The 26,657-nt window shown below is 41.8% G+C and carries 18 protein-coding genes, 4 pseudogenes and 2 riboswitches; of the genes and pseudogenes, 11 read left to right on the top strand and 11 right to left on the bottom strand.

Features of this window, described 5'->3' with window-relative positions:
• Positions 1-60: 60 nt before the first annotated feature.
• The 3 genes from J5A55_RS08435 to J5A55_RS08445 form a co-directional block, all read right to left on the bottom strand.
• Complete coding sequence (locus J5A55_RS08435) at positions 61-4,605, bottom strand: DUF2958 domain-containing protein (RefSeq protein ID WP_004384680.1); 4,545 nt, start codon at positions 4,603-4,605, stop codon at positions 61-63.
• A gap of 93 nt (positions 4,606-4,698) precedes the next feature.
• Positions 4,699-6,780, bottom strand: coding sequence for a type IA DNA topoisomerase (locus J5A55_RS08440; RefSeq protein WP_004384681.1), 2,082 nt, complete (start codon positions 6,778-6,780; stop codon positions 4,699-4,701).
• 21 nt (positions 6,781-6,801) lie between these two features.
• Positions 6,802-8,205 (bottom strand): DUF3945 domain-containing protein, encoded by a 1,404-nt coding sequence (locus tag J5A55_RS08445; RefSeq protein WP_004384682.1) that lies wholly within the window; start codon positions 8,203-8,205, stop codon positions 6,802-6,804.
• A gap of 269 nt (positions 8,206-8,474) precedes the next feature.
• On the opposite strand from J5A55_RS08445, the gene J5A55_RS08450 reads away from it, so the two are divergent.
• From J5A55_RS08450 to metK, 8 genes and pseudogenes are all read left to right on the top strand, one after another.
• On the top strand, positions 8,475-8,930 hold the full coding sequence (locus J5A55_RS08450) for a T9SS type A sorting domain-containing protein (RefSeq protein WP_004384683.1): 456 nt from the start codon (positions 8,475-8,477) through the stop codon (positions 8,928-8,930).
• Positions 8,931-8,995: 65 nt separating this feature from the next.
• A pseudogene (locus J5A55_RS12355) lies at positions 8,996-9,304 on the top strand (radical SAM protein); the annotation flags it as partial.
• A gap of 134 nt (positions 9,305-9,438) precedes the next feature.
• Positions 9,439-10,090 (top strand): annotated as a pseudogene (locus J5A55_RS08455) (transposase family protein); the annotation flags it as partial.
• Between the two features lie 279 nt (positions 10,091-10,369).
• Positions 10,370-10,493: riboswitch (FMN riboswitch) on the top strand.
• A 64-nt stretch (positions 10,494-10,557) separates the two neighbouring features.
• Positions 10,558-10,681: riboswitch (FMN riboswitch) on the top strand.
• Between the two features lie 195 nt (positions 10,682-10,876).
• Positions 10,877-11,569 carry a hypothetical protein gene (locus J5A55_RS08460; RefSeq protein ID WP_004384688.1) on the top strand — a complete coding sequence of 231 codons (693 nt, stop codon included), beginning with the start codon at positions 10,877-10,879 and terminating at the stop codon, positions 11,567-11,569.
• 23 nt (positions 11,570-11,592) lie between these two features.
• Entirely contained in the window at positions 11,593-12,375 is a 783-nt protein-coding gene (locus J5A55_RS08465) for a HesA/MoeB/ThiF family protein (RefSeq protein WP_004384689.1), read from the top strand.
• Positions 12,376-12,395: 20 nt separating this feature from the next.
• Positions 12,396-13,472, top strand: a complete 1,077-nt coding sequence (locus tag J5A55_RS08470; RefSeq protein ID WP_004384690.1) for a radical SAM protein — start codon at positions 12,396-12,398, stop codon at positions 13,470-13,472.
• Between the two features lie 8 nt (positions 13,473-13,480).
• Positions 13,481-14,098, top strand: a complete 618-nt coding sequence (gene ribA, locus J5A55_RS08475) for a GTP cyclohydrolase II (protein WP_004384691.1) — start codon at positions 13,481-13,483, stop codon at positions 14,096-14,098.
• 19 nt (positions 14,099-14,117) lie between these two features.
• Positions 14,118-15,377 carry a methionine adenosyltransferase gene (metK, locus tag J5A55_RS08480; RefSeq protein ID WP_004384692.1) on the top strand — a complete coding sequence of 420 codons (1,260 nt, stop codon included), beginning with the start codon at positions 14,118-14,120 and terminating at the stop codon, positions 15,375-15,377.
• 220 nt (positions 15,378-15,597) lie between these two features.
• Here metK and J5A55_RS12360 read toward each other — a convergent pair whose 3' ends face one another.
• Positions 15,598-15,759, bottom strand: a complete 162-nt coding sequence (locus J5A55_RS12360; protein WP_004384693.1) for a hypothetical protein — start codon at positions 15,757-15,759, stop codon at positions 15,598-15,600.
• A gap of 86 nt (positions 15,760-15,845) precedes the next feature.
• Positions 15,846-16,523, bottom strand: coding sequence for a transposase (locus J5A55_RS08485; RefSeq protein ID WP_004384694.1), 678 nt, complete (start codon positions 16,521-16,523; stop codon positions 15,846-15,848).
• A gap of 451 nt (positions 16,524-16,974) precedes the next feature.
• Here J5A55_RS08485 and J5A55_RS08490 point away from each other — a divergent pair, with 451 nt between their 5' ends.
• Together J5A55_RS08490 and J5A55_RS12565 are read left to right on the top strand one after the other, a co-directional pair.
• Positions 16,975-19,311: a TonB-dependent receptor domain-containing protein gene (locus J5A55_RS08490; RefSeq protein WP_249118611.1), complete on the top strand. Its 2,337-nt coding sequence runs from the start codon at positions 16,975-16,977 to the stop codon at positions 19,309-19,311.
• An 11-nt stretch (positions 19,312-19,322) separates the two neighbouring features.
• Positions 19,323-19,511, top strand: coding sequence for a DUF6734 family protein (locus J5A55_RS12565; protein WP_026284626.1), 189 nt, complete (start codon positions 19,323-19,325; stop codon positions 19,509-19,511).
• A gap of 11 nt (positions 19,512-19,522) precedes the next feature.
• Here the strand turns inward: J5A55_RS12565 and J5A55_RS08495 are convergent.
• Positions 19,523-20,287 (bottom strand): annotated as a pseudogene (locus tag J5A55_RS08495) (IS982 family transposase); the annotation flags it as partial.
• A 277-nt stretch (positions 20,288-20,564) separates the two neighbouring features.
• Between J5A55_RS08495 and J5A55_RS08500 the strand changes: the two are divergent.
• Positions 20,565-20,981: a hypothetical protein gene (locus J5A55_RS08500; protein ID WP_025067267.1), complete on the top strand. Its 417-nt coding sequence runs from the start codon at positions 20,565-20,567 to the stop codon at positions 20,979-20,981.
• Positions 20,982-21,155: 174 nt separating this feature from the next.
• Here J5A55_RS08500 and J5A55_RS08505 read toward each other — a convergent pair.
• From J5A55_RS08505 to J5A55_RS08525, 5 genes and pseudogenes are all read right to left on the bottom strand, one after another.
• Positions 21,156-21,520: pseudogene (locus J5A55_RS08505) on the bottom strand (HlyD family secretion protein); the annotation flags it as partial.
• 51 nt (positions 21,521-21,571) lie between these two features.
• Complete coding sequence (locus J5A55_RS08510) at positions 21,572-23,881, bottom strand: TonB-dependent receptor domain-containing protein (RefSeq protein WP_394357758.1); 2,310 nt, start codon at positions 23,879-23,881, stop codon at positions 21,572-21,574.
• A 213-nt stretch (positions 23,882-24,094) separates the two neighbouring features.
• A complete protein-coding gene (locus tag J5A55_RS08515; protein ID WP_004384700.1) occupies positions 24,095-25,765 on the bottom strand; it encodes a helix-turn-helix transcriptional regulator in 1,671 nt (556 codons plus the stop codon).
• 212 nt (positions 25,766-25,977) lie between these two features.
• Positions 25,978-26,268: a helix-turn-helix domain-containing protein gene (locus J5A55_RS08520; RefSeq protein ID WP_004384701.1), complete on the bottom strand. Its 291-nt coding sequence runs from the start codon at positions 26,266-26,268 to the stop codon at positions 25,978-25,980.
• A 12-nt stretch (positions 26,269-26,280) separates the two neighbouring features.
• On the bottom strand, positions 26,281-26,568 hold the full coding sequence (locus J5A55_RS08525) for a helix-turn-helix domain-containing protein (protein WP_025067269.1): 288 nt from the start codon (positions 26,566-26,568) through the stop codon (positions 26,281-26,283).
• Positions 26,569-26,657: the final 89 nt, after the last annotated feature.

Genomic DNA, 26,657 nt, shown 5'->3' on the forward strand with positions numbered 1-26,657 from the left:
GAAACAAGCAATATCCGCTGTATTTCAGTCAGATATGACTTTTATGCCATTTTCTGCTTTCTACTCCCATACTTCCGCATAGAACGAGGCAAGTTCAGGTACCTTGATGAACGTCCTAAACCGCTCTTTCTGAATGATATCGTTTGTGATGGAGAACTCATAGTCGGTAGACTTCTTTGCAAAGACTGCTGCCCAAGCATCAAAACTATTGATACCCTGCTTTTCTAATGCTTGCGGACGGAGGTATTTGAAGAGCAAATACAATTCTGTCAGACTGTTGGAAATAGTCGTTCCCGAAAGAAAAGTTGCTCCCAAGTCCTTACCCGAACGTTCCTGTATCGTGCGTATGGCAAAGAGCATGTTTAAGGCACGCTGTGAACCATCAGGATTGCCCAAGCCTGATACACGGTCATGGCGGGTGTTGAACATCAGGTTCTTGAATTGGTGCGATTCATCTACAAAGAGGTGGTCAATACCCATCATCTTGAAGTCCACGGCATCGTCCTTTCTTTCGGCGATGCTGTCCTGTATGTTCTGTAACTTGGCTTCAAGCGTCTGTTTGCGTTTTTCCAGTCCTTTGAGCATCCCACGGGAGATGTCTCTTCCTTGTTGTCGCAACACTTCGAGATTTTCTTCCACAGAGTCCAGTTCCTTTTGCATAATCGCTTCCTGTATCTCCAATGCTTGCGGTATCATACCGAACTGTTCATGTGTAAGTATAATACAGTCCCAATCGTTGTTCTTGATGTCGTTGAAAATACGCTGGCGGTTCTGCTTATTAAAATCGTTCTTGCCCGGATAGAGCACCTTGGCATTGGGATAAGCCTTGTGGAACGTATCGGCAATATCGAAGACGTTTGCCTTTAGTCCGATAATCATCGGCTTGTTTGCAAGTCCCAATCGCTTCATCTCGTAGGCAGCCGTACACATGATGAGTGTCTTTCCCGCTCCCACCTCGTGGTCGCAGATGCCGCCACCGTTGGTTTTGAGCATCCACACGGCGTCCTTCTGGCTCTTGTAAAGGTCGGCAATGCCCAATCGTCTGAGGTCAAGGTCGGGAAAAGTCTGATGCGTGCCGTCAAAGTTGGGTCGCACAAAGCAATTGAAAAGGCGGTTGTAACGGTCGGATAACTGCTGCTTGAACGTGTCAGGTGTCCGTCCGAGCCAATCAACAAAGCCCTGTCTGATTTCCTCAATCTTGGCATTCGCCATCTGTATGGCATGTCCATCTCTTACTTTAATGGTCTTGGTTTCTCCCGTAACCTTATCCGTCACTTCCTTGCTCTTGTTGATGTCGGGAATGGTATTGTGCAGGGCGTGCTTCATCAGGTTGATGCCGTCATAACGGCGGAACTCTCCCTGTACAGCATACTTGTGCCAGATATTGGCATTTTTGTGGTCGCAGACAATGCTGTACTCGTCCATGTTGGAATGGTAGGATACGCTAATGTCTGTCCCGAAGAATTCCGAAGCGAACCTGCCATAGACTTTAGCAGGTATCCAGCGTTCACCGAGGTTGAAGTCAAGGTCCGCAAAAGGAATGGGTGTTGGCGTGGCTGCACGCAGGACAGCAAGGCTCTGTTTTGCTTCCTCGTGTCCAGGATGGTCCAAGAGCCACGATTCGATGCGCTCCGCCTTTTCTATTACATTGCCCGAAATGAACTTATCCGCCACTTCGTAAGCATTCTCTTCGGGATTGTAATAGATGCGACCTTCCAAGGAAGAAATGATGTCGCTTTCCTCCATATCAGGTAAAAGTGAACTCATGTAGTCAAGTTCCACCGCGCCGTACTTGTTGAGCGATGCACCCAGTGCTTCCATCGAGTCTGTGGCAACGGTCAGTTCCGTGGTAGAAAATGCCGTGGGATGGTCGAAGATGTCCGCCTTGACGTACCTGCCGTTTTCGGAGCGTTCCAAGAAGAGCATTTCCACACCCGTGGCATCCATTTTTATCACATCGATGTTTGTCTTCTGGTTGAAGTAGCCCCAGCGTGCAACATAGTCATTATAAAGGTGATTGAGTCTGCTGCGGTCTTCCCTGTCTTCTGCATGGTTCTCAGCCTCGTAGTCATAGAGACGATGATAGCACTCCCGTATCTCGATATAGGCTTTGAGACGGGAAAGCTGCGCATACGGCAAGTCCATCGGGTTAAAGGTTGGATGTCGCTTTAAGTCAGAAAGAAAGCCTATCTGTCCCTTCTGTACGACAATGGAGCCGTCTCTCAGGTGAGAGTCCGGCGAAGAGAGAAAAGGGCGCGGGGAAGCGTCAAACTCTTTTCTGACTTCCGCTATAGGTTTTGGCTTGCGCTCTTCGGCTTCGTTCATGAAGTCGAAAAGCGACGGCTCACGTGAAGAGGAAGAAGCATTTTTCCTGCTACTACGGGTACGGCGTTGAGGAATGATCGCTGCCTTTTGTACCTTGCTGACCGATGTTTTTGGGGGAGCAGTTTGTGTTATAGGACGGCGTGCCTGTGAAGTTCCTGGATTATCCTTGATTTCATGGTTCACACGGGTAACTTCTCTTGTCCAAAGACTGTATTCCTCCGGGGCAAACAGTGACAGCTGCTCCGGTTGTCCGATGTCTTCCATATTATTATCCACCACTGGATGATGATCGTCGTCAAAGAATATTGTCTGCCCATTCATCTCTCTTGGGGCTTCAATATCCGTACGGATTTCCTGTGGTTCTTGCTCGTATTGATGATGAAGTGTCAAGGCGGGTACGCCTTCGGGCGCAGGTTCAACAGTTATGGAAGGCTGTTCTGATACTAATTGTTGTGGGGCGGACTCTGATGATGACGGCTGTAATGGAATTGTCTCGCCGTTAGGAACGATATTTTCCATTATCTGCGTATCGTTCTCAGAAGCAATGGTTACAGTCTCCTTAACCTTATTCTCTGTTTCTGCCTTTGTTATCACTTCTTCCTTGATTTCCTCTGCTACCACTTCTTCTTTGGTATATTGTCCCCTGACTATTTCTTCCAGTTCGGCTATCTCATGCAATTTCTTAGGAGAGAAATACAGGTCGCGTTCAATCCCCAGTCCTCTTACCTTCACGCCTTCCATCTCATCAAGGGACATATTGCCAAGCTCCCAACCATAACCCATTGTCACGGCACCGAAGCCAATGCGGCTCTTAGGGTCATATTCCAGAAGGTAGGCTGTGTATGCTCCCATAGGGAAGAAATAGCGTGCATAGGCAACCTTATCGCCAATGAGTTCCTTTTCCGTGCTGTAAAGTTTTGGCAGTTGCTTCTTGATACTGTCGGGCATGAGGTTATAGGCATCGTTTATACCCTTGTCTTCAGTCTTTGTCCTCTCTGTCTCTTCTTCCCGACTTATGGTAATACCCAACTTGCGAAGCTGTTTCTCTGCTTCAGCCTCTCGTTCTACCTCTGTCATCGGTATACCTGTTTCATATAGCTTACGGTCGATACGTTGTCCCATTTCAAGGGAGAGTTGTGTTCGGAGACTTTCTGCCATTTCCTCAATTCCTCCTGTGAACCGATACTCCCATGCAGGTCTTCCATAAGGGTCTGTACCCATTATGCGCTCTGTAGCAATGGTGCGATGAGATATGTCTTTCCAATCTCCTACAAAAAGAGAGTTATGCTTGAAGACGACTGAAGAGCCTTCTTCCTTAGGAACGGAAACGGCTTCTACAAACTGCTGCTCAATCCCCTTGCTGATTTCTTTACCTGTTTGCTTCTGCAGGACAATGAGGTCACTGCCTACGTCAGTTCCTGCATTGTCTGAAAACATACCCGATGGTAGGCGGAGAGCGGAGATAAGGCGGCTGTTCTGCATGAGGTAACGGCGTATGGCTTCATTGCGGGGACTGTCTAATACGCCCTGTGAGGTGATGAATGCCAAAATTCCACCTTCCTTGATGCAGTCCAGACCTTTCACGAAGAAGTAATTGTGAATGGCACGTGTGGACTCACGTTTAAGAGTGTCCTTGCCTTTGCTATACTCTCGGTCATAGATCATGAAATCTCCAAAAGGAATGTTACTTGTAATAAGGTCGTACTTGTCCTTGTCTTCCAGTTCTCCAATAGCTTCAAAAGGCTCGTTGCGAACGAACACATTGCCTTTACCATAGGGGTGCAGGGCTTGGCTGATGCGGGCAGTGAGCAGGTCCTTTTCCATTGCATCTACAACTCCAGCTTGCCTTGCAAAGGTCTCTGCAAAGGCACCCATGCCAGCCGAAGGATCCAAACATCGACGTATGGGTACATTTACAGAAGTGAGAGTATCAGAGATGGCAGAAACGATACGGGTATCGGTATAGAAGGAGGTCAGTACGCTTGCCTTGATGCTTTCCCAATACCGCTTGGCGGTATTGGCATCTAAGGCTTCACGATAAATCATCTGCTTGAGCTGCTGTGTCGGCTCAAAGAGATTCTGCTCAGACTTGCTCCAATAGCGTATGTCATCGGGGTTATCTGTGCGGTTGAGTACACATTTCAAGCCACCGAAGCCCTGATAGTTCCGTAAGATACTTTTCTCAGCTTCGGTGGCTTCGCGGCGTTCTTTTTCTAATCGCAAGACCACACGGATAGCTTCCGTATTGGCTTGCAGGACTTCTTTCTTATTGTATGCCATAGTGTTTTCTTTTAATAAAGTGGAGGTAAAAAGGTCGGGAGGTAATACTTGTATCTCCCGACCTATATCTGCTCCTCTCTGTTTCTGTCGGAATTATCTCCCTCTTTGTTTTCCTTTCTTGTTCTCAAATTCAAAGGAAGTGGCGTAGTCTTCACCCAGAACAAGTCGGGCATTGAATTTCTTTCCTGCCTTGCTGGTCAGCCCTTTAAGGATAGGCGTACGACCAGAGCTTATCAAGTCACGGATATTATCTTCAGAGAGAAGTATGCCGCAGACTTCACGAAACACGTGAAATCCACAGGTTTCATGCCTGCACTTAGCTACCTTGGCATATATGCCGACACTCTGCTGTCCACACTTTGGACAGCGGTAGACAGGATAGGACTTCTGCTCTGAAGAAAGCGAGAGGAGTTCCTCGCAAATAGTCCCCACGTATGAATTAATGCCCTGCGCGAACCTTTTAGATGGTATCTTTCCTGCTTCAATAGCGGCAAGGGCAAGTTCCCAACTGCCTGTCATCTCCGCATTGGCAATTTTCTTGTCCTTGACAATCTCATAGACAGCCAGGCCTTTCTCGGTAGGAATGATGGCTTTCTTGTCCCTTCGGATATAATCACGGAGAATAAGCGTCTCGATGATGTTGGCACGGGTGGCTGGTGTGCCGATACCACATTCTGCCATCGCTTTCTTACTTTCAGCATCTTCAACCTCTTTTCCAGCGTTCTCCATAGCAGAAAGCAGTGTCGCTTCTGCGTAGAGAGGTTTAGGTTTGGTCTTATGCTCGGTGATGTCTGCATTGACAAGTGGCAGGACTTCACCTTCTGTTAAGTTCGGCAATGAAGACAAAATATGTTCATCACCATCTTCTTTCTTATCTGCTTCCGCTTCTTTACTTTTCTGTACGGCTTTCCAACCCAAGGAAATCTGCCTACATGCTTTCCAAGTAAAGGTGTTGGTGCCGTCCGTAAACCGCACCTGCATACGCTCTTCCTCGGAATCAGAAGAAAAGGCTTCGGAAAAGCGAGTTACTACCATATTATATATGTTTGCTTCGTCCGTAGATAAGCCCGTTGGCGTCTCCCCCGTGGGGATGATGGCGTGGTGGTCGGTTACTTTTGCGTTGTCCACCGAATGGCGGTTAAGTGGATTTGAAAGTGTCTTGCCTATCTTGCGCAGCAGGGCGGGTACTTCCTCGAAAATATCCTCGCTGATGTATCGGCTGCCTGTGCGGGGATAGGTCGTGATTTTCTTCTCATAGAGGCTTTGGGCTATTGAGAGGGTTTTGTCTGCAGAAAAGCCGTGGCGTCTGTTGGCATCTTTTTGCAAGGCAGTAAGGTCGTACAAGAGTGGTGGCGGTGTACCAGCCACCTTTCTTACGACCGATTCCACTGTAAGCTGGCTCTGACTGCGAAGTACAGCGAGAGCAGTCTGTGCCGATGCTTCACTCTCATAGTCTTTACAGCCAACGGTTTTCAGCGGCACGCCCTCTTTCTCTGTGTGAACGGATAATTTCCAATAGGGTACGGAAGAAAAATCACGGTTCTCTATGTACCGACGGCAGACCATAGCAAGTATCGGGGTCTGTACCCGTCCCAAGGAATAGCCACCCCTGCGGGCAATGGAAAGGGCTCGGCTGGCATTAATACCCACGAGCCAGTCGGCTTCGCTTCTTGCCTTGGCAGAATGATAGAGGTTGTCGTAATGGCTTCCTAGTTTGAGATTGGAAAGTCCCTCACGGATAGCTTTGTTTGTGAGAGAACTTATCCAAAGGCGGTCAAAAGGTTTTCTGCAATCAAGATATTGATAGATATAGCGGAAGATGAGTTCACCTTCACGCCCTGCATCTGTGGCAACGATGATACGGTCTGCCTTGTCAAAGCAGGAACGTAACACCTTGAGTTGCTTCAATGCTGCAGGGTCTGATATATACTCCTTGTCCTTGTGTACTTGTCGTACCATTAACTGAAATGGATTGGGACGGATGGGCAAGTCCTCGGCTTTGTAGGCAGAAAAACCGTAGGTTTCGGGCATGGCAAGGGCGATGAGGTGTCCCATTGCCCACGTAACGAGGTAACCGTTGCCATCCATGTATCCGTCCTGCTTGCTGTTTGCCCCAACGATGCGGGCAATATCTCTGGCTACCGAGGGTTTCTCGGCGATAATACAAGTTGTCATAGTCGATAATAGAATTAAGGGTTACATCTTACGTCCACGGGACTTCTTCTGCTTGTTTTCGTCCTTCTTTTGCCTCTGCTCGGCAGTAGGTTGTGTCTGTCCCGTTTTGAGTGGCTCTTTCACATCCTTGGTGGCTTCGTTAGTCTTACCGTGGTTATTCACGGCTACCTGTGTTTTGTGTTCTTCGGCTACGGCAACCACCTTTTCTTTGCCAGTTTCCTGCTTCTTATCGGGATTCCACTTGTAAAAACGTGGTCTATTCTGTTCCTTATCCATGCGGACGTATGCGTTGAAAGGTTGTCCCTGTTTATCCACCATATTCTTTAAATATAGTGTGCGACCGCTATCCAATGCTTCACGCTGTTTATCTGATAACTCTAAGCCGCAAAGCTTATGTGGGACGCCTTGCTGCAGTGTCTGCTGCTGGTGCTCCTTAAATCCACGATTATTGTCAAAGATAAATTCAATGCCTTTCTTCTCTGCATTGACTTGCAATACAGCATTAAATGTTTTGCCACTCTTGGCGGTCATGCTCTCCACTTTCACAGCCTTACCTTCCACGAGGCTTTTGTACTGTGCATCGGAAAGGGTAATACCTTTGATTTCCCTAGGAATGTTCACACGGTCGGCACGAAGGGCGATGAGCTCGTTGGTCTGCGGATCGATGGATACGTAGGCTGCGAACGGCTCACCATTCTTGGGCGTAATCTCGATGGTCTTGCCAAGGTTGCCTGTTGCAAGGAGCTGTTCTTTCTCCTCTGGAGAGAACTTGTGTCCCATGTAGGGAAAGTCGAGCTGTGGCTCTTTGCGAAGCGGGTGAACTGCCAAGCCAATATTACCCTCGCCATCGGTACGAAATGCCAAACGGGCATCGGTATAGATGGTAGTATCACCCATCGGGATGGCGATGGTTACAAGATTGCTCTTCTGCCAGTTGAGCATTTTTGCCAACTCTCCACTCTGCTCCAATCGCTCACGGGTAAGTCCGAGGTTGTCGAGCTGCTTCCAATCAATCTTCGACTCGTCAATGGCGGTGGCATTCTTCTGCTTGGGTAGGAAGTCGTCAAAGCGCACCTGACTATCTGCCAACTGCTGCTTGTTCTCCGGCTTCTCACGGTTCTGAAGCATGGTATGGAGCGATGCCACACCTTGCTCCACATTGTTAGCCACTACCTTGTAGAGTCCGAAACGAGTGGGCTCGTTGAACTGCTTGAGGAAATTAGTCATGAAGTTCTTCAGCAAGCCATCTTTGTTATTGAACTTCAAGAAGGCAGCCTGATGCACATCCTTGGCTTCCGTTGTTTGGAGCTTTCCTTTGTCGTCAATACCTGAAACTACGGAGAGTTTTCCCGTTTCGTTAGCATTCTTCACTTCCGTGCGGTCTTCCAAGACCAGCACATAATTGTCATTGCTGTTCGATTCCATAATTTGTTACTTTTATATGTATTTAGTTTCGAACAACAAAATTATAGTGAAAAATCTTCCTAATTAACTATGAGGGATAAATCAGGATATACTAAGATAAAGACAGAAATTTATTGCAATATGAACTTTAATTTACAGAAATCACCCCGCAGGAATAAAAAAAAGTGGTTTTATCATTTTTTTTAGCAGATTTTTTGCAAGTTCAAAAGAAATAGGCTATTTTGCAAAACTAAGAACCCTATTATGAAACTAATAAAAGTTGATGTACGATGAAAAAAGGTTTTATACCTGATGCTGTAAAGACTGATGAAGAGGGACATAAAATGATTAATTATACTGTCCTTATTCCTCTTTTAGTTCAATCCGTACAAGATTTAACATTACAAATAGAAGAGCAAAAATCTTTAATTGCAGAATTAAGTATGAATGAAAATACTACAGATATTTCTTTTTTAGCTAAAAAAGCAAAAAGGAATCGGATTTTGAATTACACTCCAAATCCCACAAAAGGAATGATGACTTTTACGATTAGTGTGGAAGAGAATAAATCTGATGTATATCTTGTCATTTGCAATTTATCAGGTGTTCAAGAAAAACGGATTGAGATACCATACAATCAGTCCTCTATTCAAGTAGATTTATCTCCATTGAACTCTGGACTACACATCGCGTCTCTCATTGTCTCTGGGAAAGTTTATGATTCAAAGCAGATTATAAAGGACTAAATTAATTCAACAGTTAAGCAGGAGGGCATTTTCTAAATGCCCTCCTGCTTTGTATTCACACATTAATTTCAAAGTATAACATAAAAGATTACCTTTTAAACGGAATAACATTCCTCAAAAATATAACTTGCACACATCACAAGGAATTGACATCGCTTATGATTTATTCAACTCCACTTTGTCAGTCTCGTTGTAAACACTGTTCTATTTGGAAAAAGAGACCTGTAGAACATTTGTCATTAAATGATATTATTAGGATAATGTCAAGCAAATGTGTGACGAAAAGGACAACTATAGATTTGGAAGGAGGAGAATTTATATTACATCCAGAAGCAGATGCTATACTAAACTGGTTTCATGAAAACCATAAGAACCTTAATTCCGCAACACTATTATAAATTAAACTTTTTAAGTACCTGAGCAACAAAAAGTTGCTCAGGATTCTGCCATGTCAGAATTTTCACTTATATTAGTGTTGCAAAAAAAACAAGAGAATCTGACGATAGACATGGCGAAGATACAAATTAAATCTGAGAGACTCACTCCTTTTGGGGGATTATTTTCAATCATGGAGCAATTTGACTCCAGATTATCATCTGTAATCGACTCAACCCTCGGTCTAAGGTGTAGATCGTTCGGTTATCAGTACAGCGAAATCATCCGTTCTCTCATGAGTATCTACTTCTGTGGTGGTTCATGTACCCCAGGATGTCACTACTCATTTGATGAACCACCTCTCGCTTCATCCGACACTTCGCACTTGTAGCTCTGATACTATCCTCAGAGCGATAAAGGAGTTGACGCGAGAAAACATTTCATACACATCAGATATGGGCAAGACCTACGATTTCAATACGGCTGACACTCTCAATACTTTATTGCTCAATTGTATATTTGCATCTGGCCAACTGAAAGAGGGTGAGATGTATGATGTTGATTTCGACCATCAGTTCATAGAGACAGAGAAGTATGATGCAAAGCCTACATACAAGAAGTTCCTTGGTTATCGACCGGGCGTGGCGGTTATTGGCGATTTGATAGTCGGTATAGAGAATAGCGATGGTAACACAAATGTTCGTTTCCATCAGAAGGACACGCTGAAGAGGTTCTTTGAGAGATTTGAACAGAATGGGCTCACTATCAATCGCTTCAGAGCTGATATACCTGTAATAATGCTTACGCAGATGTTTTCCAGACTGATTTTGGATAATGCCTACAACTTATGGGAATGATATTGTGTATTGCCTCAAGTCACATTGTGGGGTAAGGGGATATTGTAGGCAGAAGTGGGTGCTTCAAGTTCAAATTATCTGCAAATTCAGTAATGAGAGGACGTGTAAACGCAATAAGGACGTTCAAGGGCTTAGTTACGGATTTGAGGGTAGTGTAAAATTTATGCGTTTTTTTTGGTGGTATTATACTTTATATATATCTTTGCAAAGAACTTCGGGGGCAGGGTGAAATTCCCTATCGGCGGTATAGTCCGCGACTTCTATTTTTAATAGAACTGATTTGGTGAAATTCCAAAACCGACAGTTATAGTCTGGATGGTACGAGGTTTTATACATTGCAATTCTTGCCATGTATTTTCTTGTATCTTTCCCTATGTTTTATTAAAAAAATAATTGGATTCTTCAGGGGCAGGGTGAAATTCCTTACCGGCGGTATAGTCCGCGACTTCTATTTTTAATAGAACTGATTTGGTGAAATTCCAAAACCGACAGTTATAGTCTGGATGGTATGAAGAATTATCTAATGCAAACATTTTTATGTTTGCTGATATATTCGCATATACCCTCTCTATGAAGCCCTTTTATAAATTTGTTGTAAAATGGCAATTGACAAATATTAAAAAAATAAGCCTTTTCCATTTCTTGGAATTAAGATATTGCTTATGTGTAAGTATATAATACTTGAATTAAATAATACAAATACAAAGAAATAAGATGGATTATCAAGTAGTTGAGATTAAAAACCCAGTTTTAAACATCAATGACTCAAAAGTCTATGGAATGTTTAACAAGCTGATCAAGTTGAAAATTATGGGATACCAACATGAATATGGTAATTCCATTATGCCTATAGGCGCATATGATTTTCTTAGCGATCACATTGCTATATGTACTAAAGAGTCGAATGGGGACTTGAACCCAATAGCAATGTTTGAAACATTACGGTATAGTACTTGTAAAGAATTCAAAATATCGTTTCCACCCATAGAATTAACGATGACAGGTGGAAACCATGTTCTATCTTCAGAAATTCAAAAATCAGCTAAAAAACTTTTGGAACATGGGAACGATATTCTTTACGACTCATCTTGGACGGTTGCTCCTGAACAGAGGCAGAAAAATAACATTTCTTCTATTTTAAGATTGGTACTTTCTCTATGGGTAAACTTACATTTAGATTCTGATATAACCCCCTTTTTTGTATCTGCTACTTTGAAGGTTGGAACGGATAAAATCTTCAAAACTGCTGGTTGTGTTCCTGTGTCAGATTCTCCATATTACAAACTTGCAAATATAAACAATCAAAATGCAGAAATGTTTCTATGTTGCAAATTCTCCAATACTATGCTAAAGCTTTCAAATATGTATAGTAAATTATGGGCAGACAGAATTATCTTAGGAAAATAATTTATACTTTAAACTTAAAAAAAATGAAAGAAAAAGAATCTCTGAGATTTCGTAAGCAAGAAATTCTCCCTTTTATGGGGAAAGATGGTATGAGAAAAATAAAAGCCTCTACTGTGGTCGTTATTGGTCTTGGTGGTGGCGGATGCTCTGCAAGTTTACAATTAGCGACAGCTAATGTTGGAAGATTGGTTTTATGTGATTTTGATACCGTAGGCGAATCAAACCTTGGCAGACAATTTTTACATAGCCATTCAACATTGGGTATAGATAAAGTGATTTCTGCTAAAATAGCGTTAAGAAAGATAAACCCATTTATTGAGATAGAAACCATTTCAAAGCCAATAAGTAATCAAATCTTAGAGGATTTGTATAGCAGATACAAAGATCTCTCAATATTTGTTGCTGTTGATAAGTTTGAAGCGCATTATATGATAAACAATTTCTGTATAAATCACAATATTCCTGCTGTGCATATTGCACAATTGGGCTATAAAGGTTTTGTGTATACATATATACCTGGAATTAGCGTTTCTACAATAAAAAACGCCATTAGCGTAGGTTTTGATAAAAATGTTAATGAAGGAAAATTTGACACAGAAGAACAGGACTTACCGTATTTTGCGCCAATAATATCCATTGTATGTGCCACTGCTATTGTGGAACTTATAAAAGTGATGGTTGGAGTATCTAATAAAAAAACATTGGCAAATACCTTTCTTATTTATCGCGCAATTGAACATGAAGATATATTTGAAAAAGAACAGGTAAATAAACCTTTTTTTGAAGAAATAAAACTCAATCATTAAAATAGATAATTGTGCAAATTATGATAAACTTAGATGAATTCAATTATGACGGACGTCAAGAAGGATTTGTTGAAGAAACTTATTCCTTTTTAGGTTCAGAAGATTTACCGGACAATTTTCATCAGAAATACATAACCATATGGATGTCCAGAGAATGCAACTCAAAATGCAAGCACTGTTATCAAAAGGGAGATCCCAGAGGAAGAGGATGGGACTATGCAAAAGCAGATGCTGTCACTGACTTATTTCTCAAAGATGGTTATATCGTACACCCTATAGTTAATGAATGGTTACCTCATTACTGGGATTTCCTAAGAATCAAGAAGAAATGTCATTCAACAGAAATTACTACAAATGGTATTCTTATAACAAGTCGATATAAGGAGTTTTTTCCTTTGTTGCATGAAAATAATATATCGGATATCAAGTTTACGATTTTTCCAAAAGAATGCCATAAGTATATTACTGGGCGAAAAAGGGAGAATGTAATTCAGGCAATAAAATTGTCCCTAAAAGATGGTTTTAGGGTTACTTTAAATTATGTCGTGATGAAAAGTACACTTCATACAATCCCCAGTTTTGTCGAAGAGGCTATAAAATTAGGAGTGCATGAGATTTATTTCATGTATTATTTCTGCATTGATCCAAAAAACAATATGTTTAGTCAGGTGTTAAGTCCACAAGACATAAAATGTTTTTGGAAATATTGGCAGATGTTAAACGATTCCGAGTACACACAAAAGATTAAGTTCAGTAAAATGGCTGCTTTTGGTCTGAATCCATATAATGAAGATCATTATAGAAAAGCTTCTCGCTGTAAAAGGTTTTGTCTTGCAGGCAGATGGGAATATTTAGATTTTTTATATATGGATCCAGAAGGTAAAATCTACCCATGCAATATGGTTAGTGGGGAAAAATACCAAATCGGGGAAATTTTTGATGATGATGGAAATTGGAATTATAGATTTATTGATAACAACTGGCAAGACAAACTGAAGGGATTCAATAGATCTATGTGTGCTGGTCGAATGGAAACTAATAGAATTTGGCATGAGGCACAAAAATCTATTAAATCAGACTCCTCAACAAGCAAGTAAGTTTCGGTATGAGCAATATAAAAGTAGTAAAGGGAGAAAAAGTCCATATGCCAACTATTTGGGGAGACTTTTTTATGATTCCATTTCATAACGAAGATGATGGAAAAGATTGCTTTGTCGTTGGCAAAGGTAATGTTTTAAACAGCGTAAACATTCCAATTGTCCGTATTCATTCAAGTTGTAGTAGTGGAGATATTTTGGGGTCATTACGATGCGATTGTGGCGAACAATTACACAAAGCGTTGAAACTTATAGAACAAAAAGGAGAAGGACTCCTTATATATTTGAATCAAGAAGGGCGTGGTATTGGGCTTATGGATAAAATGAAAGCCTATAAATTGCAAGAGCAAGGTGTGGATACTGTTGATGCTAATTTGCAAATCGGGCACTCTGTTGATGAGAGGGATTATGCCATAGGTGCAGCTATACTTAAATTGCTAGGAATTTCAGAAATTGATCTGTTGACAAATAATCTGCTAAAGTCTCAGGGTTTAATAAGGAATGGAATAAATGTAAGGAAGATAATTCCCTTAGAGACGAGTCCAAATAAATATAATAAATTCTATTTAGAGACGAAAAAAAAGAGAATGGGACACCTCCTTCATCTTTCAAAGAGTAATATTTAATGATAAAACAAGAAAATATATGCGACATTTATTTACATCGGAATCGGTTTCAGCAGGACATCCCGATAAGGTTTCAGACCAAATTTCAGATGCACTTCTAGATCAATTCCTTGCCTATGATGGTAAAGCCCACTGTGCAATAGAAACATTTGTAACGACAGGACAGGTTGTCATAATGGGTGAAGTTCGCTCCAATACATATATCGACTTTCAGAATGTAGCCCGTGAGATGATAAACAAGGCTGGTTATACAAAGGCTGAATATCAGTTTGATGGTAATTCATGCGGTATTCTCACAGCTATTCATGAGCAAAGCGATGATATAAATAGAGGAATTTCCAATAAAGATACGGATGAACAGGGAGCAGGAGACCAAGGAATGATGTTCGGCTATGCTACCAATGAAACTGAAAATTATATGCCTGTTTCTCTTGATTTGGCACATCTCATCATGAGAACACTCTCTGATATACGCAGGGAGGGCAAGGAAATGACTTATTTACGCCCAGATGCAAAAAGTCAGGTAACAATAGAATACACTGAGGATAAGAAACCTCTGCGCATTGATACAATAGTAGTGAGTACTCAGCATGACAATTTTGACAAGGACGACAAGAAGATGCTGGACAAGATTAAGAGTGATGTGATTAATATACTGATGCCCCGTGTCATTTCTCAATGCGGCTCCAAGATACAAAAGCTGTTCAACAGTAACATAAAGTATCTTGTAAACCCAACGGGGAAATTCGTTATCGGAGGTCCGCATGGGGATACAGGGCTTACTGGACGCAAAATAATTGTGGATACATACGGAGGGCGAGGAGCGCACGGTGGAGGTGCTTTCTCTGGAAAGGATCCAAGCAAGGTAGATCGCAGTGCTGCTTATATGGCACGATATATTGCCAAAAATATGGTAGCAGCAGGGGTTGCGGACGAAATTCTTGTGCAGCTGGCTTATGCCATCGGTGTGGCTGCTCCTGTCAGCGTATCGGTTGATACATATGGACACAATAATGTTGGTATGTCGGACGGAGAAATTGCACAGAAGATTTTTGAAATGTTCGACCTGCGCCCTAAAGCCATTGAAAGGCAGCTTAAACTAAACCAGCCGATGTACACGGAAACGGCAGCCTATGGTCACATGGGACGGAAAAATGAAGTTATGAACAAAACATTTACAAGCAGGTATCATGGAACAAAAAACATTCAGGTGGAATTGTTTACATGGGAGAAATTAGACATGGTGGATACGATAAAAGATAGTTTCCGCATAAAATAATTAGGGACGATGATAAGGACTAAGGGACTCTCTGTCATGTTGCTCATTCTGGAATTGCTTTTGTGGGCTCCGTGGCATTTCTTTGCCTCTCTGGGTGTGGAAATAAGAAGGAATATAGTGTATATATCACCCTGAATGCACTTCACGAAAAGAGATAGTGACAGCCTCCCTCTCGTCTTTTTTTTATCAGATTTATCTATATACAATAGACCGTTAAATATTATGCTGCATCATCAGCGAAACTAAATATATCATTTATCCTTTCTTTATTTAATGGCGTGTTCGGGCTTTTCTCGAACACGTCAATAATTCGTTGCGCGTAATAGGCATTGATCATCTTCGCTTTAAGGCGACCGATGGACGTACCAAGTTCCTTGCACATAATTTTCGCCACATTGAGTGCTGTGAATGAAGAGTTAAAAGCAAATTCAAGTTTTCTCTTGTCGCGTGCCTGACAATCGGTAAGACCTAGGAACTGCTTTGCGTCGCGAAAGCAAAACTCCTCTTGGAAACGTCGATGTTCCTTACGTCAATCTTATCACCTTTGACACGAGGACGGCCAGGCTTTCCTGTAGGTTCCCCGTCCCACGTGTAGAACAAGGCTGCGTCATGACGCAAGCGGCTCACAACATGGAAGCCCATCTTCATTACCTTGTCGATGAAAGGTCTTTTGGAGAAGGCTGAGTCGGCGACAAGAACCTTGCCAATACGCTGTAAGGTTACCTTGTCGTCCTCCAATACTTTGGCATACCAGTCGTATAGGCTCATCTCTTTTTTCTCCTCGTCTTTTTCCAATGTGGTCTGCACAGCCTTCAGCATCATACACTCATGCAAGTCCACGTCAATCACACCGATGCCGAGAATCTCAAGACCGTGCTTTACAGCACCTGCACAGCCCGACCAAAACGTACCCACGTATGGGGTATGCTTCCCAGCCTTCTTGATGAAGCTTGGATCAATAACGATGGCATTGCGACCCTTGCCCTCTTTGAAGGCGAAAGCACTCAGCCACATATTCATTTCGAGCCAGTTCACGCTGCGCTCTGCCGTCTGCCGATAGCATTGTTCGCCACGCTTTCCATAGCGTCCCATCTGCGTGAAATTGCATTTCCTTGGGATGACCATCAAAAGAAAAAGCATTTCCATGACGTTTTTTTTGAATACTTTTGTTTAACTTTGCTCCATCTCCAGCACTAAATGCTGCTTTGCAGAGCTTCATATATCGGCTAATCAAGTTGGTTATCAGCATAAACTTTATTGTCTTTTTACATCTATAAAGTTACTGAAATTCAACGAGATAGCCGATTTTATTATGTTATATTTTGTTATCTAATTATCTCTTTTTTAGAGACCTGTCATGTTTTCTTTCTGCCACAATACCTGTTAGCTTAGGGACGAAAGATTCGCAAATCACAAAATTTTAACGGACTATTGATATAAAGAATACTTGTATGTAAGAATATGGTGTATATGGTAAAAACGAAAAACACCAAAAAAAGATCGCCGATTATTTGAAATAATGAAATTATTTTGTACCTTTGCTGTGCATTTGTATCTTGAAAAGACATTATAAACCTAAATACTATGTAATATGATAATGGTAAAATCTTTACATTCAATTTTGCAGTTCACACCTATAAGTTTTATATTTCTTTTACTATCGAGCCAGCCTATGTATGCCCAACAATGGCAGCTGAGGGGGAGGCTGGTGGAGAAGGTCGACAGGACTACTCCCTTGGATGCCGCTGAGATATTAGTAAGCCCTCTTGGCGGGGATGTCACTTCCAGCAGCTTATCGGATGAAGAAGGCAGGTTTGCTCTTTCGCTTTCTTCGGGCAAGTATGTGTTCAGATACCGACAGTTGGGCGATATTCTTAAGACCGACACCCTCGATGTGCAAGCCGACACCGATTTGGGTGATATTCCTTTAGAAATAAAGAAATACACAATGAAGGAGGTAACGGTTACCTCTCAGCGCAGAATGCTTAGTCAGAAAGCCGGAAAACTTGTATATTTAGTTCAGAACAGTCCTTTTGCCCAGGGGTTCAGTACACGCGATTTACTTCATAATATCCCTCGCATAGACCCGACAAGCGAAGAGATAAAGATAATAGGCAAGAGCAATGTTCTTGTATTGGTGGACGGACACAGGATTAATTTGGAGGGAAAGGATTTGGATATGTATTTGCGTACGTTACCCTCTGAGAACATTAGTAAAATAGAACTCATCACAAATCCTTCAGCCGGATTTGATGCTACGGGTAACAGCGGAGTGCTGAACATTATCCTAAAGAGCAAGCCGGTAGGTTTTGATGGAAAAATTCACACCTTGCTGACACAACGCTCTCATTTTGCAGCCGAGGAGGGAGCTGACTTGTCGTTCTCATCAGGTAATTTTTCGGTAGAGTACAAAGTCGACAACTCCAACGAGAAACGCCCTCAGAAGATGAAAAGCTCTTACATCTATCCGACATACACACGTGTTACTAACGATTATACTCTTAACCGCTATGACATATTGAGCCAGAATCTTAATAGCAGCTATCAAATAGGGCATGTAAAAATAGGATTCTTTTCCACTCTCAACCGTTCCCGTAATAAGGGCTTTCACAAGGGCGAAATGAACTTCAGTGATGGTTCTTATCCGTCGAACACCTATTCGGAGCAGACTCACGACAAGTATCGTTTGGAAACAATTTCCCCTTATGTGGAATGGAAGCTGGACAGCATAGGTAAGAAGCTAACGCTGAATTATAATTACATTCATTTAAGCGATGATGTCAACCAGGTGTACGATTCTGGCTCGGCTCACCCCTTTTCGAGCAGTTGGGACAATTACAGCAATGTGGTGAATACTCTCAGCGCAGACTTAAACCTTCCCTTTACGTGGCTGAACTTTGAGGTGGGTGGCAAGTACTCCCATTTCAAAACGAACAACATTTCGGATTACGGAGGCAGCAATGGTTTCTTGTTCAAGGAAACAATAACGGCCCTCTATGCAGATGTTCACCGGAACTTTGGTCCTTTTTATGCCAAGGCAGGGTTGCGCTATGAGCATACAAGCAATAATGGGATAACGCTTGGCGGTTTAACCGTTTCCAATAAATATCATCATTGGTTTCCGTTCGCAGAGCTTTCCTATAATCCTTCCGACGACCATTCCTTCTCCTTAGGATATAGCAAGCGAATCGACCGACCAAGTATGAACAATATGAATCCCACAAAGGTTTATCGCGACACTTATTCTTACTCGGAAGGAAACGACAGGCTTGTTCCGTCCATCATGGATAATTTAGAGTTTAACTATGTCTTTAAGGGAAACCTTAATGTAGATTTGTACTACTATCACACTTCTGATGCCATACAGAGCCTGATACAAGTGGTTGATGATTTATATACCAAGTATTATCCCAAGAACTGCCTAACCATAAACACCTACGGCGGAGATGTTAGTTATAATTTCTCGTGGGGTAAATTCAACTTGTATACAAGTGCTTCTATGTACTACCAGAAGGCCAAGTCTATGGCAGAAGAACTGGATGATTCGGATTTGAAGAGTTTGAACACGACTCTCTCTGCAAATCTTAGTTATCGCTACAAGGCTATGACCATTTTTGCAAATTATTATCATGTATTTCCGGGAGTGGAAGAATCTTTTCATACTGGGAATATCGATTGCTTAGGTTTGGGCTGCAAAATTAATCTCCTAAAGAATAAGCTCTTGCTGAATGTTCTGGCGCAGGATATCTTTGGAGGTACCAAAGCTCATAACCGAGTGGCATACAACGATTATATGTTCAGAAATAACATAGATAATGACAATACTTCGTTACGTGTAGGGTTAACGTATAATTTTGGAAAGCATAAAGCCAAACGAACGGATGTAAATATCAATAACAGCGAAATGAATCGCCTGCCGGATATTAAGAAATAAAAATAAAAGAGATGAAAATTATTCAAAGTTTTTGGACTGGCAATAAAAATTGCCTTAAAGATAGTTATGGTTGGCTTTCCCCTATCTTTAATTACTTAAGTTGGATCATTAGTAGCAATCAGCTAAGATGTTTTTATGATGATGTTACATTAATAACCGATCGTCAGGGGTATGATATCCTTATCAATAAATTAACGTGAGTTCGACGAATTCAGAACAATGCAAGCTGTGTGTCCATAGTCCTTTGTACATTATTAATACAAGGCTTCTTTGGAAACAGACAATAGGCGGCAATGGCTCCTAATAAGTTGACGATGAAATTGTCAAAGCACCTATGTCTGGAGTGTTCCACCTGCGCAATGTTCTTTAGTTCATCATTCACCGTCTCTATAATGGCTCTTTTTCTGAGTAAAAGTCTTTCTGAAACACTCATTAACGCTCCTTTCATGTTACTTTTCAATTTGGTAATAAGCTGTATTCCGTCAACGAAAAGCCTTTGAAAAAGGTTCTTGCTGATGTAGCCCTTGTCACCGAATAGCTTACCATATATAAAATCTATGAATGCTTTGTACTCCAAAGGCTTACGGTCATCAATATCTCCTGGCGTTATCATAAAGTTGAGAAGTTCTCCTTTCTCATTGCAAATCAAATGCAACTTGAAGCCAAAGAACCAACCCATAGAGCATTTTCCTCTTTGAGCTATGCCTTTGAAAACCTTATGAATATGTATTCTTTGGTTTTTGCAGACACGCAGTGGTGTGCTGTCAACGAAACTTATACCCGTGCATTTGCCCAACAGGACCTTCTTGATAAACAAGGTTAAGGGTAGGGCTACATCCCTTTCCAATTCTACTATACGGTTATAAGAAACAACTTTTGGAAACAGATGGCGAAGCTGCTTGCATACTTTTTCAAGATAGAAATGTTTGAAGCAACAATAACCAGAATCGTGGAAAAGGATTATTATCAGCATAATTATGTACTCTGTATGTACTCTTGGCTACATTTTTATTTTGCCTTGAAAATGTGTAGCCTGATTGTAGCCTTTTTAGAGCATTTTGGGAGTTTCTGCCCCCTCCGTGCATACTCTGAAATTTGGGATGGGTATAAAAGAAAAGTATCATAACTACTTGTAGCTATGATACTTACGATTTTCTTAGATTTCTCTCTGATGTTCATTTCAGAGTACCTAAAGCGGAGAGAGAGGCTTGTGAACTTTCGGATATACCAACCTGTAAAATGGAGGAAACGGCATGAGAGCAAGCAATAATTCAAAGAGCAAAAATAGCACGTACAATCATCGTAGTTACTTTGATTGGGGCAGTAATATGCAGGTTGTCCGCAAGGGCAAAGGCGAGATTGCCATGACAGAGAGTGAACTTGTGAGGTTCTTCGGTGTAACATGGAGGAAACTCAACCATAGGCTGCAAACAATAATAAAAACCTCCGACCTGCATCCCGATGAGAGAGTTGCAGGTGAGGAGGAAGTCATAATCAACGGACAACTCAAAGGTTATGCACCGCTCTATCCGCTTCCTGTCATCATCGCCCTGTCCTTTCTGTTGGACAGCACGGAAGCGCATTTGTTCAGAAAATACATCAGTAGAAGATTGCAGACAGAGGCTGCCATTGTAACGCCAATCTTCCTGTTGGGCAATACCAAGAACTGATGGATATATTTCCTTTTTCTTTCACCGATTATATCTTACTACATTACTACAATAGGAGTTAAAGCGGTGAAAGAGAAAGGATTAACGTGTAGTTGGGTGCTCAAAATAATTATACTACGCAATAACTACATTTGCCTTTCTTCTTTCACCGCTTTATTACGGTTAAAAAGGGAATTATATGCTATTTGTTATTTGCCTGACTATCCTCTGAAGCACGCTTTCATTGCTTACAAGTATATATGCCGTGCCCGCCATTCCGCAGATAATTTTATACCTGCAATCCGTTGTCCTTACCTGTGCCGTGAACACGCTGCCTGCTGCCGTTTGTCGGGGTGTATGCAATGTAGCTGTTATAATACCATTGGCTGCTCCGTATGTTCCTGCATAGTAGCCCTCAACTTCGATGTTTGCAGTCATTCCTCTCGCTATTGTATTCACGTATTTATAGGGAATGTCTATCGTGCCCTGATGGGCATTTGTTATCTGCGCTTTTGCGCTAATTGTTTTTGGGTATGAATAAAGTATGCACCTACTAGCAGTTCCACACTCCATAGAATCATGTTGTTTATAATATGGAAAATGCCACATTGTTATAGTCGATTCTTAACGTCCTCTCCAGCACCTGTCCCCTTGTAGTTGCTGTGGGTAGCATTTATCTTATAGGTAACTGTAATAGAGAATTTACGAGTATTTAAGAATTTTCTCAATGACATTTCACGAATGTCGTTTTTAAGAGTCATAGTAGATTTTGCTGTATTGAGCAAATCTTCGCATTGCAATTTTATACTCCATTTATCATGTGCGAATGCTTTATACAAACCAAGGTCACACTGCCATGTGTTACCTATATACATGTTTTCCGCATTACCACTGGTACGCCATGAAAAGTCTGCATTCAGCCAAGCGTCGAAGGGAAGATTATAGGCATTGTTGAATCTGAGGATGCCCATAGGCTTATTCAACTTCAAATCCTCACCTCGGTACTTGATGGAGAGAAATTGCTGCCTGACGGCTACCATCAAGCTGGGATGGTATTTTCCAAAAGAAGGAGACACGTTAATCATTCCAGAGAGTTCACTATATCCATTAACATTTTGCTTCTGTATCAAAGCTATTTCAGGGCTTTCACCATATTGGTTATATACGGACATCATATAATCCTTCACGTGTGTATAGTTTGCCATCAATGTAAGCCATTTATAGTTAGCCATTAATTCCACATAGTCACGAATAGAAGGACGCAAGTTCGGATTGCCTGACTGATAGGTGTATCTGTTGATATATTGGACATTGCTACTCAACTGACTGAAAGCTGGGCGAGTAATCTTGCGAGAATATGATAACCGTGTACGCACGTGTCCAATGGGCATGGACAGCATGGCCGAAGGGAAAAAATGATGATACTCTCTACTTTGTTCGTCCATCTTCACTCCATTCTCAAAATAATTACTTACCACATACTCATAGCGTAATCCAGCAGATACATTAAGCTTGCCCAAAGTTTGTCGTATCTCCGCAAAGCCGGCGCCATTAGTTTCTTTGATTTTCGAGTGGAAATCATTGATATATTCTACTCCGCTCTCATATTCGTCCGTTCGATGAAGAAAACTCCACTCCGCTCCAAAAGCAAGCTGTCCTTTCCAAACAGGATAGGTAGCAACGGCTTTTGCTGCATACAACTTGTTATTAATGTCATTTTGAGTGGATATTGTGCGGTTTTCAAGCGAAGTTGCCTTTTCTGCTACATGCTGGTGTGTATCTGCGTTATTCCAAAGAGCATCCATATTGAGGGCAATTCCCCATTTACCCATCTTGCCCGAATAATATCCAGATACTAAATGTCTTCTGTTATGAGATTTTTCCTCACTTTCGGTACTAAGCTCATTATTTAAAATCTTGTCGACTTCCAAAGCTGTAAAGGAATTATTCCTCGTCTTTGAAGGCAGATACGAAAAGTCGTAGAGAATACCAACAGAATGATTTTCGTTGAACACATAATTGAGACCTAATTTTCCAGTAAGCATGTTGGATTTTGCATAACGTTTTGCATCAGTCGTTTGATATAACAAATTTGACGGGGCATAGGTATATTGCTGCGAGATATTTTGCTGACGGAACTTGTTACGGTCATACCCTACCATACCAAATATATCTAACCCATGAAGGCGATAGTTGAAGTTTAGCTCTTCTTTGCCATATAAATAATGTGTCAGTCCCATTTGGGTACGGCTATCCATACTAAAGCCTTCTCCAACAGGTTTGAGCGTTTTGATACGAATGACTGCATTTACCGAGGCATCGTATTCTGCACCAGGAGTGGTGACTACCTCTACATCCTTAATTTTATCGGAAGTTAATTGATCCAGCTCTGCTTGATTTCTCATCAATCTTCCATTAATGTAAATGATTGGTGCTCCTTTTCCCAACACTTCTATCCCATCATTTGACTTAATCACACCAGGTGTTTTACCTAACACATCCCTTGCACTGCCAGAATGGGCTAATGATGATCCTTGAACATGAGTAACTAAAGCGTCGTTTTTGAGTTGAGTTATGGGACGGGAACTTTTCACTATCACTTCTCCAAGCATGGTCGTATCCTCAACCATGAGTATGGTACCGACATGACCATCAGTACATTTTTTATAGATGGTCTGATAACCTATTAATGAGACTTTAAGGATAGCTTCTCTCTGTTCAGAGTTGATGACAAATTCTCCCTTGTCATTACTAACAGCACCTTGTATAAAAGAAGAGTCAGCGTGATTCAGAAGGCAAACATTTGCATAGGGTAAAGGTTCTCCAAAGGCATTGATAGTTTTACCTTTGAAAATTTGTGCATTTACTGAGATAGAAAGAAAACACGCAACTGCTATACATGCAGTTATTTTCTGTTTCATCTTTTGTTTCATCTTTTATCAACTATTTAAATTAAAACTCAAGAGTAGGTCGTTCTACTCCTCTATCAGCAGCACAAAGTTAGTCATAAGAGACATCTTATGACGACTTAACAGCTAATAAAAAAGTCTTAATAGAAGAAGCGTAACCATCAGACTATCAATGGTTACGCTTCTAAAAAGTCTTAATCAGAACCTGCTGTCTCTTAATACGGACTAAACAACATTGATGAATGCAATAATATCCTCCCCTTCCGGCACACCTATCTTCTTCCGAATAGAAGTTTTGCGGACATAAATAGTCGCGCTCGTCTGCTGGGTAACAACACTAATCTCCTTGGTCGAGAAGCCGGCGCAGAGCAGACAGCATATCTGTGTCTCCTTTTCCGTGAGCAGATTGCCATAGTGGTGCATTAGGCGAGTATAAAACTGATTATAGAGTCGGTCTATAACAGGATAAAGGTCTGGCCAGACCAACAAGTCGTGCGTAGGAATTTCACCACCACTGATGGCAGAAATACGTTTGAGCAAAGCTTGATTCTGTTGAGTTGGTGTACTGGCAACCAGGCGAATGATGCCCAGTTGCTGCAACAGTACCTTTCTAAATAACACCTCATCGTTCTCATCACCTCTTTCTGTTGATGGCAGTTGTTGCGCCTTGTCAAGCATATCAGTAAGGATGCCGATACGCTCCTCTGCCTCAGCTAAACGCTGGTACTTCCGTCGATAGAGCCAATAAGCAAGTCCTATACCACCCAATAAGACCAAGAATAGGAGAACAACACCCAAAAGCATCAGAAGTCGGGAGCGATGCAACTCGTAATTAGCAGCCTGCAAGCGATTCCGTGCTTCCAAGCGGCGCAGAGAAAGATTCTCATTTTCTATCATAACTGTTGTAACAGAGTCGCAGTAATGTTGAAAAGCATGTGACGAAACAGGCTTCCCGCTTCCGAAATTCAGAATGTTACGCAGCTGCTCTATGCTTGCCTTATGGCTGAGGTTACCCTGTTTTGTCCATCTTACTCCACGATTATTCGTTTCAGCTCTGCCAAGGTATATCTGTGCTGAATCCAACTGGTGCAGATTTATATAATTGTTGGCAAGCGAAACATAGATGGCAGAAGAATCTGCGTACTTCGGAACAAACCTCTGACAATGGAACAAGTAACGATTAGACTGCACGTAATCGCCACGAGCAGCCAGCACATCAGCATAACTAAGGATACGTTCCGCAGCTTTTTCTTCTTCGCCACCTTCCATAGACAGACTGATGCTTTCCTTAAAACATGAGTCACTTGCCATGTCGCCAACATGAGACAGACTGATGCCAAGAGCGTAGAGTAACCGTCCTCGCATATTTCTATCTAGACTGTAATGCCCATTGAGCACCATTTGTGCTGTCTTGGCAGCTTTAGCGTAATTGCCAGAGTGATTCAACAAAAGAACCTTCTGCTCTACCAACTGCGCCCATTTTCCAGCATTACTTTGCTCATGAGCAATCTTAATACCCTCCTCTAGCTCCTTCAATGCAGCCCTGTCTTGCCTTGTCCACTGCAGATAGGAGGCTTTTAGCAGATAACCGTCAAGTAACTTTGCCACATCCCCCTGCTGCCTATAATAATCCACGACATGAGATACTAGACTATCTTCAACCAACGAAATTCCCATCAGATAGTGCGCCATAGCATGATTCCACGCATAATGCATTACACCGGCCTCACTCATCTGTCCTACATTCTCCATTTCATCCAACAATTTCAAAGCACTGTCCGGACGAGTTGTAAGCAGCGAGTCTGTAATTGCCAATGTTTTCTGCTCGTTGCGAACAGAACAGGAAAGTAGGGACTGCAGGCAGAAAAGATATAAGAGTCGTATAATTATTTTCATATTAAGAAGTACTGCTAAGCTATTTAGCCACTATTAAGCTCCCACAAAAGTACTTCTTTTGGAGAAGAAATCCAAATAATGAAGAAAATATTGCTGTGGCATGCCGTAAAGGATAGTTATATCAAACATTTATGTACCTATCTTATCCTGCATAACAGAGAAGAAAGTAAAAATGCATAAAGCTGTAATATCATAAAACTATTTATACTGTCCTATTTCCTGTAACTCTCTTCCAGTAACTTTATCAAATCTGAAGCCTTATAGAGAATCTTCCCTGCAAACTGCGTGTAGGGGATAATCTTTCTGTCTCGATAGTCCTGCAAGGTACGAGGGCTGATATACAATCTTTCACACACTTCCTTGCCTGTAAGGAAATGCTCACCGCCAAAGAGCGGCTTGTGTGTCTGTGCCACTTCCTTTATTCGTTTGCTCACACTGCTGATGGCGGACAACACTACTTGCATCTCGTCCGCATCCATATTCAAATCTCTTACTGATTCCATTGCCTTTTCAGTTTATTTGTTATTTTTTGATCTCACAGATTTCGTTTGTAATAACCGTTCCACGTCCTCAGCCCTGTAATAGCACTTGTGCCCGATTTGGGTAAACGGCAGTATGCCCGTATCACGGTAATGCTGCAAGGTGCGCTTGCTGATGTTGAGCAGTTGGCACACATCTCCGTTGTGCAGCCATTCGGTATGTTTACTCTGTTCTCCAAATGCCCTGTGGCAGGTCTGGGCAAGGGCAAGTATCTCGTCCCTCAGCATTGCCCATTGCTTATCGGTAATGATAAAATATCCCATAGTGTTATATTGATTTATTTATATTTTCCTTTTGCGATTTGCTTTCCGTCGCATATTTCTGCGTGCAAAAGTATGCGGTTCTTTCCCAT

It is taken from the genome of Prevotella veroralis, assembly GCF_018127765.1.
Taxonomy (GTDB): domain Bacteria; phylum Bacteroidota; class Bacteroidia; order Bacteroidales; family Bacteroidaceae; genus Prevotella; species Prevotella veroralis.